Annotated in this window: 14 protein-coding genes; 9 read left to right on the forward strand and 5 right to left on the reverse strand. The window is 67.7% G+C overall.

All coding sequences use genetic code 11. The features are described 5' to 3' along the window. Positions 1 to 8: 8 nt before the first annotated feature. Both GS4_RS23515 and GS4_RS23520 read right to left on the reverse strand, forming a co-directional pair. A complete protein-coding gene (locus GS4_RS23515) occupies positions 9 to 668 on the reverse strand; it encodes a hypothetical protein (protein WP_169331500.1) in 660 nt (219 codons plus the stop codon). Between the two features lie 184 nt (positions 669 to 852). Beyond that, a complete protein-coding gene (locus GS4_RS23520) occupies positions 853 to 1,335 on the reverse strand; it encodes a DUF6194 family protein (protein ID WP_007625322.1) in 483 nt (160 codons plus the stop codon). Positions 1,336 to 1,396: 61 nt separating this feature from the next. On the opposite strand from GS4_RS23520, the gene GS4_RS23525 reads away from it, so the two are divergent. The 7 genes from GS4_RS23525 (at position 1,397) to GS4_RS23555 (ending at position 9,592) form a co-directional block, all read left to right on the forward strand. Then, positions 1,397 to 2,170 carry a MerR family transcriptional regulator gene (locus tag GS4_RS23525; protein WP_007625324.1) on the forward strand — a complete coding sequence of 258 codons (774 nt, stop codon included), beginning with the start codon at positions 1,397 to 1,399 and terminating at the stop codon, positions 2,168 to 2,170. Between the two features lie 205 nt (positions 2,171 to 2,375). After that, positions 2,376 to 3,062: an MspA family porin gene (locus GS4_RS23530; RefSeq protein ID WP_007625326.1), complete on the forward strand. Its 687-nt coding sequence runs from the start codon at positions 2,376 to 2,378 to the stop codon at positions 3,060 to 3,062. 41 nt (positions 3,063 to 3,103) lie between these two features. Continuing rightward, on the forward strand, positions 3,104 to 3,790 hold the full coding sequence (locus tag GS4_RS23535) for an MspA family porin (RefSeq protein WP_007625328.1): 687 nt from the start codon (positions 3,104 to 3,106) through the stop codon (positions 3,788 to 3,790). Between the two features lie 183 nt (positions 3,791 to 3,973). Continuing rightward, entirely contained in the window at positions 3,974 to 4,591 is a 618-nt protein-coding gene (locus tag GS4_RS23540; RefSeq protein WP_157226747.1) for a TetR/AcrR family transcriptional regulator, read from the forward strand. A 94-nt stretch (positions 4,592 to 4,685) separates the two neighbouring features. Continuing rightward, complete coding sequence (locus GS4_RS23545; RefSeq protein ID WP_007625332.1) at positions 4,686 to 7,025, forward strand: MMPL family transporter; 2,340 nt, start codon at positions 4,686 to 4,688, stop codon at positions 7,023 to 7,025. Between the two features lie 120 nt (positions 7,026 to 7,145). Continuing rightward, complete coding sequence (wrbA, locus tag GS4_RS23550; RefSeq protein WP_007625334.1) at positions 7,146 to 7,745, forward strand: NAD(P)H:quinone oxidoreductase; 600 nt, start codon at positions 7,146 to 7,148, stop codon at positions 7,743 to 7,745. A 422-nt stretch (positions 7,746 to 8,167) separates the two neighbouring features. Further along, positions 8,168 to 9,592, forward strand: coding sequence for an aldehyde dehydrogenase family protein (locus GS4_RS23555; protein WP_007625336.1), 1,425 nt, complete (start codon positions 8,168 to 8,170; stop codon positions 9,590 to 9,592). 13 nt (positions 9,593 to 9,605) lie between these two features. Here the strand turns inward: GS4_RS23555 and GS4_RS23560 are convergent, their stop codons facing one another. Next, complete coding sequence (locus tag GS4_RS23560; RefSeq protein WP_007625338.1) at positions 9,606 to 10,895, reverse strand: lipase family protein; 1,290 nt, start codon at positions 10,893 to 10,895, stop codon at positions 9,606 to 9,608. 176 nt (positions 10,896 to 11,071) lie between these two features. Between GS4_RS23560 and GS4_RS23565 the strand changes: the two genes are divergently transcribed. Next, entirely contained in the window at positions 11,072 to 12,304 is a 1,233-nt protein-coding gene (locus tag GS4_RS23565) for an SAM-dependent methyltransferase (protein WP_007625340.1), read from the forward strand. A gap of 39 nt (positions 12,305 to 12,343) precedes the next feature. Here GS4_RS23565 and GS4_RS23570 read toward each other — a convergent pair whose 3' ends face one another. Then, positions 12,344 to 12,922, reverse strand: coding sequence for a type 1 glutamine amidotransferase domain-containing protein (locus tag GS4_RS23570; RefSeq protein ID WP_007625342.1), 579 nt, complete (start codon positions 12,920 to 12,922; stop codon positions 12,344 to 12,346). A 165-nt stretch (positions 12,923 to 13,087) separates the two neighbouring features. Here GS4_RS23570 and GS4_RS23575 point away from each other — a divergent pair, with 165 nt between their 5' ends. Continuing rightward, on the forward strand, positions 13,088 to 14,635 hold the full coding sequence (locus tag GS4_RS23575; protein ID WP_007625344.1) for an alpha/beta hydrolase: 1,548 nt from the start codon (positions 13,088 to 13,090) through the stop codon (positions 14,633 to 14,635). A gap of 40 nt (positions 14,636 to 14,675) precedes the next feature. On the opposite strand, the gene GS4_RS23580 is transcribed toward GS4_RS23575, so the two are convergent. After that, a complete protein-coding gene (locus GS4_RS23580; RefSeq protein WP_007625346.1) occupies positions 14,676 to 15,518 on the reverse strand; it encodes an alpha/beta hydrolase in 843 nt (280 codons plus the stop codon). Positions 15,519 to 15,543: the final 25 nt, after the last annotated feature.

A 15,543-nucleotide genomic window follows, 5' to 3' on the forward strand; every position in this document is an offset into this window, starting at 1 on the left:
ACCCAGGGTCACGAGACCGACAGCAGGCGTTGGTGTCTGGGCAGGTCGAGTTCGTCGGGGATACGCGTGGTGATCGTCGCCCGGGTGCCGTCGACGCATGCGCAGGCACCGGTCAGCGCACATGCGAGGACCATCAGGACCGCGGGGCGCTCGTTCAACGGGCCGGTCAGTTCCACACGGGTACCCGGCCACAGGCCGAGCCGACGGCCGAGCCGAGCCGCCTCGTCGATGATCTCCTCGACCGCCTCGACCCGACCACTGCGCAGATCGTTGATCAGCCCTCCGCCGGACGCCCCATCCTCGACGCCTGGTCCTACATCCACCAGCGAGAAGGTGTCGGCGATCCGATAGATGGGCACGGCCGCGCCGTCGGCGACTTCCTCGACCACGTCTTCGAGCACGTCGTCGTGGTCGTCGTGTGCGAGCAAGAAGTCGAGGTCGAGTTCACCCGCGCGGGCGACCGCGTCGTCGTCGCACAGATCGAGCGGGGCGATGACCACCTCGAGCGCGAGCAACGCGTGCAGGGTCAGCACGAACGACCACCCGGTGCGTACGCCCAGTCCGATCCGCTGCCCCGGCTCGAGTCCACAGGAGCGGAGATCGGCGCTCAACCACGCCACCGACTCGGCAAATCTCTCGAAGTCGACACTCTCGTCACCGATCTGCACCGCAGGTATGACGCCGAACCCATCCTGCGCTGCGGACAGCAGAGAGCACGGTGTCACCACGTGCGTCACTACATTCCCGTCGCGTTGGCGAGCGCTCACGCCGCTCGTCGTTCGTGTGCACCCGGCGTCGCGGCCGGGCGTCGTGCGCTATCGGGTAAGGGTAACTTTACCTAAGCTCACAATGTCAACCCTCCCCCTCTCCAGCCGACTCCACCCTGCGCTTCGACGCCCGTCGCTCAGCGGCTCGATGAGCATCCCTCAGCAGCGCCACCACGGTGTCCGAGGTGGCCGGCCCGGGACACACGACCGCGATCCAGCCTTGCCGGTGGTAGACCGGATGCGGATGCACGACGTCGGATCGGGTGAAATCCGTTGTCGCCGCGAGGTCCCCCGGCTCGCCGCCGAGCAGTTCCGCTGACCGCGCTCCGCCGACGTGGATGTTCACCCGCCAGCGATCCGGCCGGTCGAGACCCGACGACGGCTCGTCCGGATAGTCCTTGGTGACCACGGTCGCATACGGCTGACCAGCGGGTATCTGCCCATCGGGCGCGTAGTAGAAGAAGTGATCGCCCCAGGCGATCTCCGGGAATCCGCTGCCCTCGTCGGGCGCCAATTCCAGCACACCGTCGAAGGAACGCACCGTCTCCATCAGCTCATACAGGTTCATACTTGAAGTATGTGGTTGAAGTGCTTCCGGAGGGTTGCCGAGCCGCGGACCGGCATCCGCGATGAGGACGACGCAGGTCGCCATCGCGAGCGGCTATTCCGTGCAGCAGATCCGCGACCTCGAGCGGATCGGGGTGGTCTCTCCGGCATCCCGATCACCCAACGGGTACCGCGACTTCACCCCGGCCCATGTCGAGGAGTTGGCCGTCTACCGTGAGTTCACCATCGCGGTCGGGCCGGTCGCGGCGCGGCACGCGCTTCGCGAGATCCGCACGCTGCCAGTCGGTTCGGCGATCACCCTGGTAGCTCGACTGCACGCAGGACTTCAGCGCGACCGGGAGCGCACCCTGACCGCGCGCGCGGCGGTGAGCCTGATCGTTGACGAGGACACCGACACCGACCCCGATCCCACTGATCCCGACCCCACGGCGACGGACTCGATGACCATCACCGAACTCGCCGCCGGTCTCGACGTCCGGGCGTCGACGCTGCGGTTCTGGGAAAGCGAGGGACTGGTACGGCCGGATCGCATCCCCGGGGCCGCCGGGAGCACCCGGCGTTACGCCACGACGGCGATTCGCGAGGCCCGGATCACGGCGGCACTGCGGGCTGCCGGCCACGGCATCCCCACGACCAGGGCCGCGATCACCGCCCTCCGGGACATGCAGGGGGCCGATGCCTCACTCGGCGCGCTCGACGGCCGGCTCGCCGAACTCGACAACCGGGCGCTGGCACTACTTCGAGCGAGCGCCGGACTCGCCGCGATCATCGCTGGTCGAAACGCCGCACCGGAGCGGGATCGATCCCCTGCAGCCGCACCGAGCAACCTCCCATGAATGCTCGATTGCGGTGAGTGAAGCGGTCCCACAACGGGTCTCGCCGACACCAAAGGGATCAAAGTCACATTAGACTTTCACTGATCCGACAGTTACGGTACATCTGCTCTCAGTGTGGACGACAGACGTGGGGTTCCACCTCGCGAGTCGACGGACCATCCGTGCGACTGAAGTCGCTCGACGCAGCGAACCGAGGAGGATCGACTTGACCCGACACCACCGCCATCGACCGAGCCTGCGACGCGCCGCGGGCCTCACCGCCGCACTCGTCGGCGCCGGCACCCTTGCCGCCCTCGCCACGCCGGGAACGGCGTTTGCGGACAGCGTGATCCGACTTCCCGGAGGAACTGCACACGGCGACGGCCTGAGCATCACCCGGTCGGCGGAGAGTGCTCGCGTGTCGCCGTCCCTGGCGGCCAACGGCGCCTCGCGAACCGCATGGGTCAGCGGACAGGTGACCCTGAAGGCCCCCCACCTCAAGCCCAAGAAGGCCGGACCGACGGTCGGCGCGGGTGGCGAGGACAAGTACCCCGGAACGCAGGGCGTCTACACCAACGGAGCGGCCGCCAAGGTGTCGTCGGGGTACATCGTGGGCTGCCAGGTCAACATCGAGGGCCTCTCCGGCGGACTGTCGGGGGCCCTCAGCCTGACGGCACCGTCCGCCAGCGCGAACCTGACCGTCCCGCTCTCCGCGGGGCAGGTGAAGTTCGTGGTGGTCACCAGCCGCGACATCGAGAAGCCGGGCACCTACCACCTCGGTTACCAGAACGCGGGTCTGGAGATCCAGAACTGCGGCGGATACGCACAGGCACGCGCCTTCACCACGGTGGAGACGACCGGGGAGTTCCACCAGAAGGTGAACCTCTACGGCAAGCCGTTCTCCATCGGCTGACGCCTCCGTCCACCGAAACCCCACTCGCAGCAGAGGTCTCCATGAAGAATCACTTCCTGTCCCGACGCGCCGTCACCCGATCGGCGGTCACCGCGGTCGCGATCGCGGCCACACTCCCCCTCGTCACCCACGGCGTCGCATCCGCCGACACCTCGACGCGACTCCCGGCGCAGACCGTCACCAAGAAGCTGGCCGACGGCTCGTCGATCACCATCGCCCGCACCAACGAGTCGGCGCGGATCAACCCGTCGATGGGCGGGACGCCGTTGCACCGCAACGCGTGGGTCTCCGGGCGCTACACGCTGTCGGCCTCCGATCCGAAGGCCAAGGTCGGCATCTCGGCCGGTTACATCGTCGGATGCCAGTTGACGCTGGGTGCCAACTCCACCACCGACGGCACCGCGACCGCCAAGAGCTACCAGGACATCAGTCCGGAGACGGCGACCGTGACCGCCAAGACCGGTGCAGGCGTCACCCTCGGCCCGGGTCAGGCGGCGAACTACTACATCACCGACGTCGAGTACAAGGATGCGTTCGGCGGCAAGGCCAACACCACCAGCGTCAGCTTCCCCGGGAGCAAGGGGCGGCTGGCGTACACCAACGAGACGATGATGATCAACGGGTGCGCCGGCTTCGCGCAGGCACGCTCCTACGCAAAGGTCCAGGTCACCACTGAGTCGGCGAGCCAGATCGTCGACGTCTACGGAAAACCCTTCAGCATCGGCTGACGATCACCGACCACCATCGACGCCGGGGCACCGATCCGATCGGGCCCCGGCGTTCGTCGTCGACAACGCCCCTGGTAATCACAGTTGCGCAGGTCACACTGACGAATACTGGGTGACCAAGGTCTCGAAATTGCACTCGCCTGAAACTTTGCACCCATGCGAAAAAAGGGCACGCTGGACTGCATGACCACATCCGTGGGACTCCGCGAGTCGAAGAAGGCGCACACGCGTCGGGAGCTCGCGCGTGCGGTCCTACGGCTCGCCGCCCACGACGGCCTCGACCGCGTGACCATCGACGCCGTGTGCGCCGAGGTCGGCGTCTCCCCGCGCACCTTCCACAATTACTTCGCCGACAAGGTCGAGGCGATCATCCACCTGATCAACGACACGATCTCGCGGGTGATCGACAACGCCGACAGCCGTGGTGACGACGAGAGCCTCTGGCAGGTACTCGAATACGGGATCTGCGCGACCGCGGACTCCGATCAGACCGCCGACCCGGCAGAACTCGTGGCCCTCTTCCGGCTGACGATGACCGAACCGACGTTCGTCTCCCACCACAGCACCCTCGAGGCGCACGAGTCCTTCGAGCAGATGTTCGTGGATCTGTGTGCCAAACACGGCCACGACGGCCGCGGTCTCTATGCCCGCCTGGCCGTCGACACCTCGCTGACCATCGCCCGCGTCGCGCTCGAGTACTGGAGCGACCTTCCCGAACCCCGTCCCGCGGTGGGCCCGATCCTGTCCGAGGCCTTCCGCCAGGCGGCTGTCGGCATGGGCGAGTCCGTCCTCGACTCCTGACATCCCCTCCCACACACCGATCACCCGCACACGATCCCCCCGCACCGAACGATCACCCCGGCACGACCCTCACAACCGACGAGGAGCACACCCCATGGCCGAACGCCTCTATCGGATCGGACACTGGTGCTACCAGCACCGGTTCGCCACCATCGCCGTCTGGGTTCTGGTGCTCGTCGGCTTCGCCGCCGCGGCGAGCACCATGGCCCAGCCGGCCAGCACCACCTTCTCGATCCCGGGCATCCCGTCGGAGAAGGCCCAGAACACGATGGTCGAACGCTTCCCCGACAAGCCGAAGTTCGGCGAGGGTGTCAGCGTCACCTACGTGGTCAGCGCCGCCGACGGATCGCCGCTCACCGAGTCGCGCAACCAACGGGCCATCGACGGACTCGTCGACGACATCAAGAAGTTCGACGGCGTCCAGGCCGACGCGGTGGTCAACCCGTTCACGGTGTACGGCACCGAGAGTCGCCCCGGCCCCGCACGTCAGCAGACAGTCGCATTCCACGAGCAGGCCTTCGGCACCGCCGCCGAGGAGGCCGAACGTGATGCGCAGCTGACGTCGCCGATCAACGGCGACGCCACCGTCGCCCAGCTTGGCGCCGCCTTCGACCTGAAGAGTTACGCCGACGTCCCGGCCAGTACCCACGACCAGATCGACAGGGCCGCCGAGGATGCGCGTGCCGCCGGTCTGAAGGTGTCAATGACGGGAACAGCGCTGCCGCAGCCGTCGATCGAGGGCACCTCGGAGGTCATCGGCCTCATCTTCGGTGCGCTGGTACTGATCCTGACATTCGCGTCTCTCATCGCGTGGGGCATGCCGCTGATCACCGCGGTCGTCGGCGTCGGCGTCGGACTGCTGGGCGTCAGCGCGGCGTCGTACTTCTTCGACCTCAGTCAGGAGACACCCATCCTGGCGACGATGATCGGCCTGGCGGTCGGCATCGACTACGCGCTCTTCATCCTCTCTCGATACCGGCACGAACTCTTGCGCACCACGGATAGGGCCGAGGCGGCCGGACGTGCCGTCGGCACCGCCGGTTCGGCTGTGGTGTTCGCGGGTCTGACCGTGTTCATCGCCCTGGCCGCGCTGTCGGTGGTCAACATCCCGTTCCTCACCGCGATGGGCATCTCGGCGGCCGGGACGGTCCTCGTCGCGGTCCTGGTCGCGCTCACGTTGCTGCCCGCGATCCTCGGTCTGTTCGGCCGCAAGGCTTTCGCCGGGCGCCTGACGTTCCTCAACGCGCCGGACACGGAGCCGCACGAGACGGAGCGTCGCAGCAACGGCCGCCGGTGGATCGAGACCGTGACCCGTCGGCCCGCGATCTTCGCGATCGGCGTCTTCGTGCTGTTGGCCGTGCTCGCAGTGCCTTTGGTCGGGCTCAAGCTCGCGCTGCCCAACGACGGCACCTCCGACCCGGGTACCCCACAGCGACAGGCGTACGAGCAGATCGCCGAGGGCTTCGGTCCGGGCTACAACGGACCACTGGTCGTCGTGGTCGACGGTCGGGGCATCGCCGACCAGGCCGACCGACTCGCCGCCTTCGATCAGTTGGCCGGACAGGTCCGGGGACTCGACCATGTCGCCGGTGCGACCATCGGCGCCGACGGTCTGAACCAGGCCCGCGACACCGCGATCATCTCGGTGATCCCCGACGCGGCCTCGACCGAACAGTCGACGCACGACCTCGTCACCGCGCTGCGTGACCTCTCGCCCGCGGTCTCCGAGCGAGGTCTCTCCATCGGGGTCACCGGTCAGACGGCGATCGAGATCGACATCTCCGATCGATTGAGTTCGTCACTGCTGCCCTACGTGATCATCGTGGTCGGCTTGGCATTCATCTTGCTGACCATCGTGTTCCGCTCGATCTGGGTGCCGCTGACGGCAGCGCTCGGCTTCCTGCTGAGTGTCGGTGCGACCTTCGGCGTGACGGTTGCACTGTTCTCCGACGGCCTGTTCGGCCTGTTCGACCCGCAGCCGCTGGTCAGCTTCTTCCCGATCATGTTGGTGGGCATCGTCTTCGGACTGGCGATGGACTATCAGGTGTTCCTGGTGAGTCGAATGCGTGAGGCGTACGTGCACGGCAGCGATGCACGGACGGCGATCCTCACCGGCTTCACCCACAGCGGACGGGTCGTCGCCGCAGCCGCGGCCATCATGATCTCGGTGTTCGCCGCGTTCATGCTGCAGGACCTCGCCTTCATCCGGGCGATGGGATTCGCATTGGCCGCCGCGGTCTTCTTCGACGCCTTCCTGGTGCGTATGACCCTGATCCCCGCGGTGCTCGCACTCCTCGGCGATCGGGCGTGGGCGCTGCCGAAGTGGCTGGACAAGATCCTGCCGCGCATCGACATCGAGGGCGAGAAGCTGCTCGGGACCGAGCAGTCGGAGACGCCGTCCGACGACGACTCCGATCGCACGGTACGGGTCTGACCCCCGCCGTCCGACAACCCCGCGGCCCGCGAGTCCTCCGACTCGCGGGCCGCGGTCCGTTTCGAGTCCCTCGACAATGGGGTACACCTGCCTCCACTGCACGCTGACGGAAGGGAACCGATGTCGAAGCTGGCCATCATCTACTACTCCGCGACCGGGCACGGCACGTCCATCGCCCGCGAGCTCGAACGTGCCGCCACCGAGGCGGGCGCCGAGGTCAGGGTGCGGCACATCGCGGAGACCCGGGCCCCGGAGGATTTCGCCGAGAACCCCGCATGGTCGGCGAACTACGAGGCGACGAAAGACCTTCCGGCCGCGTCGGGCGACGACATCGTGTGGGCGGATGCAGTGATCTTCGGTTCTCCCACCCGCTTCGGCGCGACCACCGCGTCGTTCCAGACCTTCATCGACAGCCTCGGCGGGCTGTGGGCCGACGGGAAACTCGCCGACAAGATCTACGCCGCCTACACCTCGAGCAACACCCTGCACGGAGGCCAGGAGTCGACGTTGCTGGCGCTCTACACCACACTCATGCACTTCGGCGGCATCATCGTCCCGCCGGGCTACACCGACCCGGTGAAGTTCGCCGACGGCAATCCGTACGGGGTCGGCCACGTGACCGGCCCTCAGAACAGCGACGAACTCTCCGACGACACCATCGCCGCACTCGATCATCTGGCACGCCGCGTGGTGCGTTTCGCCGACAAGCTCACCGCATGACATGACCGGGTTCACAACCCTCGCGGAAACCGCTGCGCAACGGAGGTTTCCACTGTCATGGCGCCACCCGGTTGCGGGTGTGACGTTTCCGGAGATGGTCCGCTGGGCAGAGCTGTACGCAGCACGATCCGCACCATGCACGATCGCACCGCGAACGAATCACGACGAACGAAGGGAGCGACTCCGATGACCGTATCCACGACCACCGTCCACCAGCACAGGTCGTCGGCGCACACTGAGCCGACGTGACAACGATCGCCGCCGCCCACTCGGGTGGCGGCCATCGTCGTAGTCGGGGCCTCATCCGGAAGACCGAGCCCATTCTGAACACGATCGTTTCCTGATACGGTGGCAGCCATCCGGCCCCGCGGTCTAGTGTTGTGTGCGTCACACATTTACCGCGCCGACGCAGGAGGCCGAGCATGCGCGAGATCACGAAGTTCTACATCGACGGGCGATGGGTGGAACCCGCCGAACTGAACCTCATCGACGTCATCAACCCAGCGACCGAGAAGGCCGCCGGACATGTCGCGCTGGGTTCGGCCGCCGATGTCGACGCGGCGGTCGAGGCCGCCCGCAAGGCCTTCGTGACGTGGTCGCTGACCAGCGTCGACGAGCGGGTCGAAGTCCTCAATGCCGTTGTGGCCGAATACCAGAAGCGTATGGGCGACCTCGCCGCCGCGGTCACCGAGGAGATGGGCGCGCCGGACGGCCTGGCCAACAGCGTGCAGGTACCGATCGGTCTGGCCCACTTGATGACCGCTGCCGCGCAACTCCCGACGTTCTCGTTCGAAGAGGACCGCGGCACCTCACGCATCGTCAAGGAGCCGATCGGCGTCTGCGGGTTCATCACGCCGTGGAACTGGCCGCTCAACCAGGTGATGTGCAAGGTCGCTCCGGCCTTGGCCACCGGATGCACGATGGTGCTCAAGCCCTCCGAGGTGGCACCGTTCAGCGCTGCGATCGTCGCCGAGATCTTCGACACCGCAGGCGTTCCCGCAGGTGTGTTCAACCTCGTCAACGGCGACGGCCCCGGTGTGGGGACCGCACTCGCCGCACACCCCGACGTCGACATGGTGTCGTTCACGGGCAGCACCCGCGCCGGTATCGAGGTCGCCAAGAACGCGGCACCGTCGGTCAAGCGGGTCGCCCAGGAACTGGGTGGCAAGAGCCCCAACATCATCCTCGACGACGAAGATCTCGCCGCCAACGTCGCGGCCGGGGTCGCGAATGTGATGGTCAACTCGGGTCAGTCGTGTAACGCCCCCACCCGGATGCTGGTGCCGACCGCACGCCTCGCCGAGGCAGCCGAGGCCGCCCGTTCGGTGGAGCCGTCGCTCACCGTCGGCGACCCGACCGGCGAGGTCCGACTCGGCCCGGTCGTCTCCGAAGCACAGTTCGACAAGATCCAGGGCCTGATCAGCCGGGCCGTCGACGACGGCGCAACGGTCGTGTTCGGCGGGCCGGGTCGTCCCGACGACCTGCCCACCGGCTACTACGTCCGTCCGACCGTGTTCTCCGACGTCACCAACGACATGGAGATCGCCCGAACCGAGGTCTTCGGCCCGGTGCTGGTCGTCATCGGCTACGACTCGCTCGACGACGCCATCACGATCGCGAACGACACCGAATACGGTCTGGCAGGCTACGTCTCGGGTCGGGACACCGACGCCGTCCGCAAGGTCGGGTCCCGGATCCGGGCCGGATCGATCTCGCTGAACGGCGCGCAGCTCGACCCGGTTGCACCGTTCGGCGGATACAAGCAGAGCGGCAACGGTCGTGAATGGGGCGACTACGCCTTCGACGAGTTCCTCGAGGTGAAGTCGCTGCTCGGCTACGACGCCTGAGCAGCGACCGCACTCAGCTCGCGCACGTGGCGGTGCTCCGACCGGCGAAACTCGCCGCGAGGAACACCGCCGCGTCGCGCTGGAACGGGATGAACGCGTCGCCGTGGCTGTCTCCGACGTAGCGGTTGAACTGTGCCCGCACCCCGCGTGCGCAGTACCGCTTGGCGAGGTCGGCGACATCGGCCGCCACCATCACGCCGTCACCGACGGCATCCTTCTGACCGACGCCGAGCAGCATCGGGATCCGCGGCGTGCCGAAGGTGCCCATCACGTTGCGGGCGATGGCCGACGAGACACCGGGCACGTCGAGCAGGCCGCGGTAGGGCGAACGGACGAGCGCGCCGTTGGTGAGACCGGGGTACTTCGACGCGAAAGCCGCGATGCACTGGCTCTGCACGGTGTTCACGATGCCGGCGCCCCGCGGAGACAGGGTGCTCGCCGGTGCGATGCCGTAGGCGCGCTGATAGGCGACGACGATCGCCGGCATCACCCCGGCCCAGTCCTTGCTACCGCTGACGTACGGCAGGTTGTGGGCGAGGTTCACCGGTAGGCCACCACCCGCCGCACCCACGATGGCCAGTTCGGGCGCGTAGCTCGGTGCGAGCTCGGCCGCCGAGTTGGTGGGCACCGATCCGCCCGAGTAACCGATCAGCCCCACGGGCGTCGACGTGGGCGCACGCAACACCTTCTCGCCGGCCCGGATCCCGTCGAGCGCGAGAGTCCCGGACTGACGTCCGATGGTCCATTCCGAGCGCGTGCCCTCGTAGTCGGGCACCAGCACCGTGTGACCGGACGCGAGATAGCCGGCGATGACGGTCTGCTCGATCTGCGCCGTCTTGCTGGGCGCGAACCCCTGCAGGGTGTAAGACGGGTCGCATTGCGAACCCAAACCGTCGTAGGCCATGTGGAACGAGACGATGCGCGTCGTCGGTCCGGCGAGCGGGCGGAGCACGGTGGTCACGCCGAGGATCGGTTGACCTTGTTCACCCGTGCTGCGGTAGGCGGCCTGGGTGGCGACGATCGGCGTCGTCACGCCCTGTGCCACGAACCGGACCGGACGGGTACGCAGCACCTGACCGGGTCGGGCGGAGGCCAGACCGGGTGGGGCCTGATAGAACGGGTCGGCCGACGGAACCGGCGCCGGCACGGCGGCCGGCCGGCTCCCGACCGACGGTGCGGCTCCTGCCGGTATCGCCGTGGCCGCGACAACCATGACGACGCCACCGATCGCCACCGTCGCGCGTCGGACGACGCGACCGAACCGTCCCTGCCCCGCTGCCGAACTGCCCGACCCGATGCGCACTGTGGTCAGCCTCTCTCCACTGCGATGCCGCGGACCCCATCCGGCACGGGCGCGGTAGCGAACACCACACGAAGCGTGCGACCCGAGCGGGCGCACATCTACCGTTGCGAAATGATCTCACGTCCGGCGCGATCCGGATGTGAACAGAGCAAGTGAACTCTGCGAGAGGACCGAACATGGCAGTCGCCGACGAGTTGGCCGACGTCGCCGCGCGATACACCGGGGGCACACTCCCGGTGCATCTGACCGCATGGGACGGCAGCACGGCCGGCCCCGACGACGCTCCGCATGTCGTCCTGTACAGCCCAGATGCGTTGCGCCGCCTGCTCTGGCATCCGGGCGAGCTGGGCGCCGCGCAGGCCTTCGTCACCGGCGAACTCGATGTGATCGGCGATCTGGACGATGCACTGACCCACGTCTGGGAGGTCGCGGCCCGCCGCGGGCTCTCCGGTGTGCGTCCCGGTCCCCGACTCCTGTGGGACACCGTCCGCCTCGCACGCCGGTACGGCGTGCTCGGCCTCCCGAAGCCGAATCCGGCGTCGCAGGCCGTGATCCGGGGACGACTCCACTCGCTGGGACGCGACCGCGCAGTGATCAGCCATCACTACGACCTGTCCAATGACTTCTACCGACTGATCCTCGACGACCACATGGCCTACTCGAGCGCGCTCTGGGACGATTCCGATCCACACCAGTCCATCGAGGACGCCCAGGCGGCCAAACTCGACCTGGTGTGCCGCAAGGTCGGCCTCGATCGTGCGAAGGGACTCCGATTCCTCGACATCGGCTGCGGTTGGGGCTCGTTGAGCCTGTATGCGGCAGAGCATTACGGCGCGAAGGTCGTCGGCGTGACGATCGCGCAGGAGCAGAAGAAGTTCATCGACGCCCGCATCGCCGAGCGCGACCTCGGCGACCTGGTCGAGATCCGCGTGCAGGACTACCGCGAGATCCCCGACCGTCCGTTCGATGCCGTCGCATCGCTGGAGATGGGCGAACACGTCGGCCAGCGCAACTACCCGACCTATGCCCGGGTGTTGCACGACAAGGTGGTCCCCGGTGGCCGGGTCTGCATCCAGCAGATGTCGCGTCCGGCGGCCAACCACCCCGGCGGCGGACCGTTCATCGAGGCCTACATCGCACCGGACATGTACATGCGGCCGGTCGGCGACACGATGGGCTTGCTCGAGGGTGCCGGGCTCGAGGTGCAGGGCGTCCAGGCGATGCGCGAGCACTACGTCCGCACCGTCGACGCCTGGTACGACACCTTCGAGAAGAACTGGGCCGAGGCAGTGGCCATGGTCGGCGACGAGGTCGCGCGGGTGTGGCGGATCTATCTCGTCGGTGGCCGGATGGCGTTCCGCGACGGCCGGATGGGGGTCGACCAGATCACCGCGACGCGCCCCTGGTGACGCTCACACGTCTCCGGGGGCGTTCGCGGGCTCCTCGGCTCAGCCGGCTGCGGACTTCTGGGCCTCTCTGGCGAACACGCCGACGATCGCCGCGTTGAACGCCGACAGATCGTCGGGCTTACGGCTGGTGATCAGTGTGTTGGGTCCGTGGTCGCATTCGACGACGGCCTGATCCGTCCACGACGCACCAGCGTTGTTCAGGTCGGTCTGCAGGCTCGGCCACGACGTGATGGCCCGGCCGCGGACCACATCCGCCTCGATCAGCGTCCACGGAGCGTGGCAGATCGCGGCCACCGGCTTGCCCTGGTCGAAGAAACCGCGCACGAATCCGACTGCGTCGTCGACGGTGCGCAGGAAGTCGGGGTTGGCGACGCCGCCGGGTAGGACGAGTGCATCGAAGTCGTCGGCACTGACGCTGTCGACCGTGGCGTCAACCGGGAAGGTGTCGGCCTTGTCGAGGTGGTTGAACGCCTGCACGGTTCCACTGTCGGTCGAGACCAGCGACGGCGTGCCGCCGACCGCTTCCACCGACTTCCACGGCTCGGTCAACTCGACCTGTTCGATGCCTTCGGGTGCGACCAGGAAGGCGACACTGACGTTGCGAAGTTCTTCAGCCATGAGACTCAGAATCCTTTCGATCGGCTGCGTCTCACGAGTACCCGTGACGGCGTCGGACAAACTGCGCCGGCGGTCGGTAACGCGCGGCGCACGGTGGACGACATCACTGATAGCGCGCTCTTCTGCGCGCGGTCGGGGCACGCAGATCAGGAGAACGCCCGCGTTATGTCCACCTCAGCTCATCCCGGCGGCTCGGCCGCATCCTCCGACGACCCCACGTCGGAGTGGACCATCCATGACGAGGCGTCCGAGGCGGTGACCGATCGTGCACCGCGCGCGGCCCGCCGACGTCCGCGCATGATTCTGATCGGTGCCGTGGTCGCCGTCCTCAGCCTGGTGCTCTTCGGTGCCAACGCGCTGTTCTCGACGAGCAACACCGCGTCCGCACTCGCCGGTCACCCGGAGGTCCTCCGCGACGGGTGCTCGTGGGACGCATCCAAGTACTACGTCCAGAACTGCAAGGTGTGGTCGGCGTCCCAGCAGAAGTTCGTCATCGTCCAGATCCGCGCGTCGAACGGCAGTGACAAGGGCGTGTATCTGCTCGACGGCATGCGGGCGCGCGACGACCGCTCGGCGTGGACCACCGACGTCAAGGCCGCCCAGGTGTACGACGGCAGCACCGACACCACGTTGGTGATGCCGGTCGGCGGATCGTCGTCGTTCTACACCGACTGGGATGGCGGTGCCGGCGCCAAGAACACGACCATCAAGCAGGAGACGTTCCTGACCGACGAGCTCCCCGCCTACCTCGCGAAGAACTTCGGCGTCAGTCCGTCGAACAACGCGATCGTCGGATTGTCGATGTCGGCGGGTCCCGCGGTCACCCTGGCCGAGCGGCATCCCGAGCAGTTCAAGGTCGTACAGGCGATGTCGGGCTACTACCAGACCGACAACCCGATCGGCGCGCTCGGTGTGTTCGCGTCGCAGACGCTGGTGTCCAACTACACCAACGGCATCGTCAACATGTGGGGTGCGCCCGGCAGTGCCCGGTGGACCGAGAACGATCCGTCGAAGAACGTCGACAAGCTGAAGCAGAACGGTCAGGTCCTGATCATCTCGTCCGGCAACGGATTCCTGACGCCGAGCGAGATGGCCAAGCTGGCACCGCGGGACCAGATCAGCGCGATCGCGCTGGAGGTCCTGTCGGCGGTGTCGACCGTGCTGATGCAGTTGCAGGCCAAGCAGAGCGGCGCCAACGTGGTGGTGCTCCCCAACTACGGCGGCCACACCTGGGAGAACTGGGGACGCGGGCTCCGCGACGGTCGCCAGGAGGTTCTGGACGCGCTGCGCAAGAATCCGCCGGTGACCACGAAGACACAGTTGGTCGCCGCCAACGGCACCGCATCGCCCGACGGTGCGGCGAAGGCCACCGCGGCCGCGGTCCAGGCCGCGGCAGCGTCCCCGGTGCTGCCGGTGGACTTCTCCGGCGCGACATCGGCGAGCGCCTCGAGCTCGGCCGAGTCAGGTGCGCCGAGCTCGGGCGTGATCGGGTCGACCGACGCATCGCAGTCCGCGACGGCACCGAGCTTCGCCCCGGCACCGACCGCTCCGGTCGCGGCCGACGTCCCGGCCGCGCCGGCATCCGAGGCTGCCCCGGGAGCGGCCGCACCGCAGAGCGCGACACCGACGAGCGAGGCGCCCGCGTCCAGCTCCGCCGCTCCGGCGAACCCGGGCTCCGGACTCCCGTCCTTCGCCCCGCCGTCCAGCCGCTGACAGTTCTACCGCTTCGCCCGCCGACGCCGGCCCGACGGATTCATCCCGTCGCGGCCGGCGTCCGCGTCTGCAGCCACTCGACGAGCTCATCGAGCACTGTCTCCTTTTCGGGCTCGTTGAAGATCTCGTGATACAGACCGTCGTAGACGGTGTGGGTGAGATCGTCGGACGCGGCCAGCCGGGCGACGAGTTCGCTGCCGCGCGGATCGGTGAGCAGGTCGGCGCTCCCGTGCAGTACCAGCGTCGGAATCCGCAGAGACGGCAACCGATCCGGAAACCCGGCCATCGCATTCAACATCGCGGCTCCGAGTCCCGCCGGGATCCGACCGCGACTGACGAGGGGGTCGGCGTCATACGCGGCGACCACGTCCGGATCGCGGGAGATGCTGGCCGCGTTCACCGCCGTCGTCGGCAGGCCGGGGGCGATCTTCCCCGCGATCTTCGCGAACCGGATCGCGGCTGCCGACAGATCGTCGCCGGGCACGACCGCCGCCGCCGAGAGCACCAATCCGTCGAGCACATCCTGGTGATCGAGGGCGTAGTCGAGCGCGATGGCGCCACCCATGCTGTGGCCCAGGAGGAACGTCGGGGTGCCGTCCACGACGACCGCGGCTCGCACCTGCTCCAGGTCGCCAGTGAAGTCGTCGAATCCGTTGACCCGTAATCGCTTTCCGCCCGACCTGCCGTGCCCGAGATGGTCCGGGATCGCCACCCGGTACCCGGCTCCGACGAGTCGGTCGGCGACGTGACCGTAACGCCCACCGTGTTCGCCGAGGCCGTGGGCCACGATCACGACGCCCCGCGGACTCCCTTGCGGTTCGTGGACGTCGTAGACGATCCGCTGACCGTGCCGGCCGATGAACTCCCGCTCCTGCGTTGCCATGACCGACATTCTCCACCGAGCCGGT

This window comes from Gordonia soli NBRC 108243, assembly GCF_000334455.1.
GTDB lineage: Bacteria > Actinomycetota > Actinomycetes > Mycobacteriales > Mycobacteriaceae > Gordonia > Gordonia soli.

Excerpts from the sequence above, each read along its gene's own strand:
- GS4_RS23520 (WP_007625322.1), bottom strand. The coding sequence starts at position 1,335 with ATGAACCTGTATGAGCTGATGGAGACGGTGCGTTCCTTCGACGGTGTG.
- GS4_RS23525 (WP_007625324.1), top strand. The coding sequence starts at position 1,397 with ATGAGGACGACGCAGGTCGCCATCGCGAGCGGCTATTCCGTGCAGCAG.
- GS4_RS23535 (WP_007625328.1), top strand. The coding sequence starts at position 3,104 with ATGAAGAATCACTTCCTGTCCCGACGCGCCGTCACCCGATCGGCGGTC.
- GS4_RS23540 (WP_157226747.1), top strand. The coding sequence starts at position 3,974 with ATGACCACATCCGTGGGACTCCGCGAGTCGAAGAAGGCGCACACGCGT.
- GS4_RS23545 (WP_007625332.1), top strand. The coding sequence starts at position 4,686 with ATGGCCGAACGCCTCTATCGGATCGGACACTGGTGCTACCAGCACCGG.
- wrbA (WP_007625334.1), top strand. The coding sequence starts at position 7,146 with ATGTCGAAGCTGGCCATCATCTACTACTCCGCGACCGGGCACGGCACG.
- GS4_RS23555 (WP_007625336.1), top strand. The coding sequence starts at position 8,168 with ATGCGCGAGATCACGAAGTTCTACATCGACGGGCGATGGGTGGAACCC.
- GS4_RS23565 (WP_007625340.1), top strand. The coding sequence starts at position 11,072 with ATGGCAGTCGCCGACGAGTTGGCCGACGTCGCCGCGCGATACACCGGG.
- GS4_RS23570 (WP_007625342.1), bottom strand. The coding sequence starts at position 12,922 with ATGGCTGAAGAACTTCGCAACGTCAGTGTCGCCTTCCTGGTCGCACCC.
- GS4_RS23575 (WP_007625344.1), top strand. The coding sequence starts at position 13,088 with ATGTCCACCTCAGCTCATCCCGGCGGCTCGGCCGCATCCTCCGACGAC.
- GS4_RS23580 (WP_007625346.1), bottom strand. The coding sequence starts at position 15,518 with ATGGCAACGCAGGAGCGGGAGTTCATCGGCCGGCACGGTCAGCGGATC.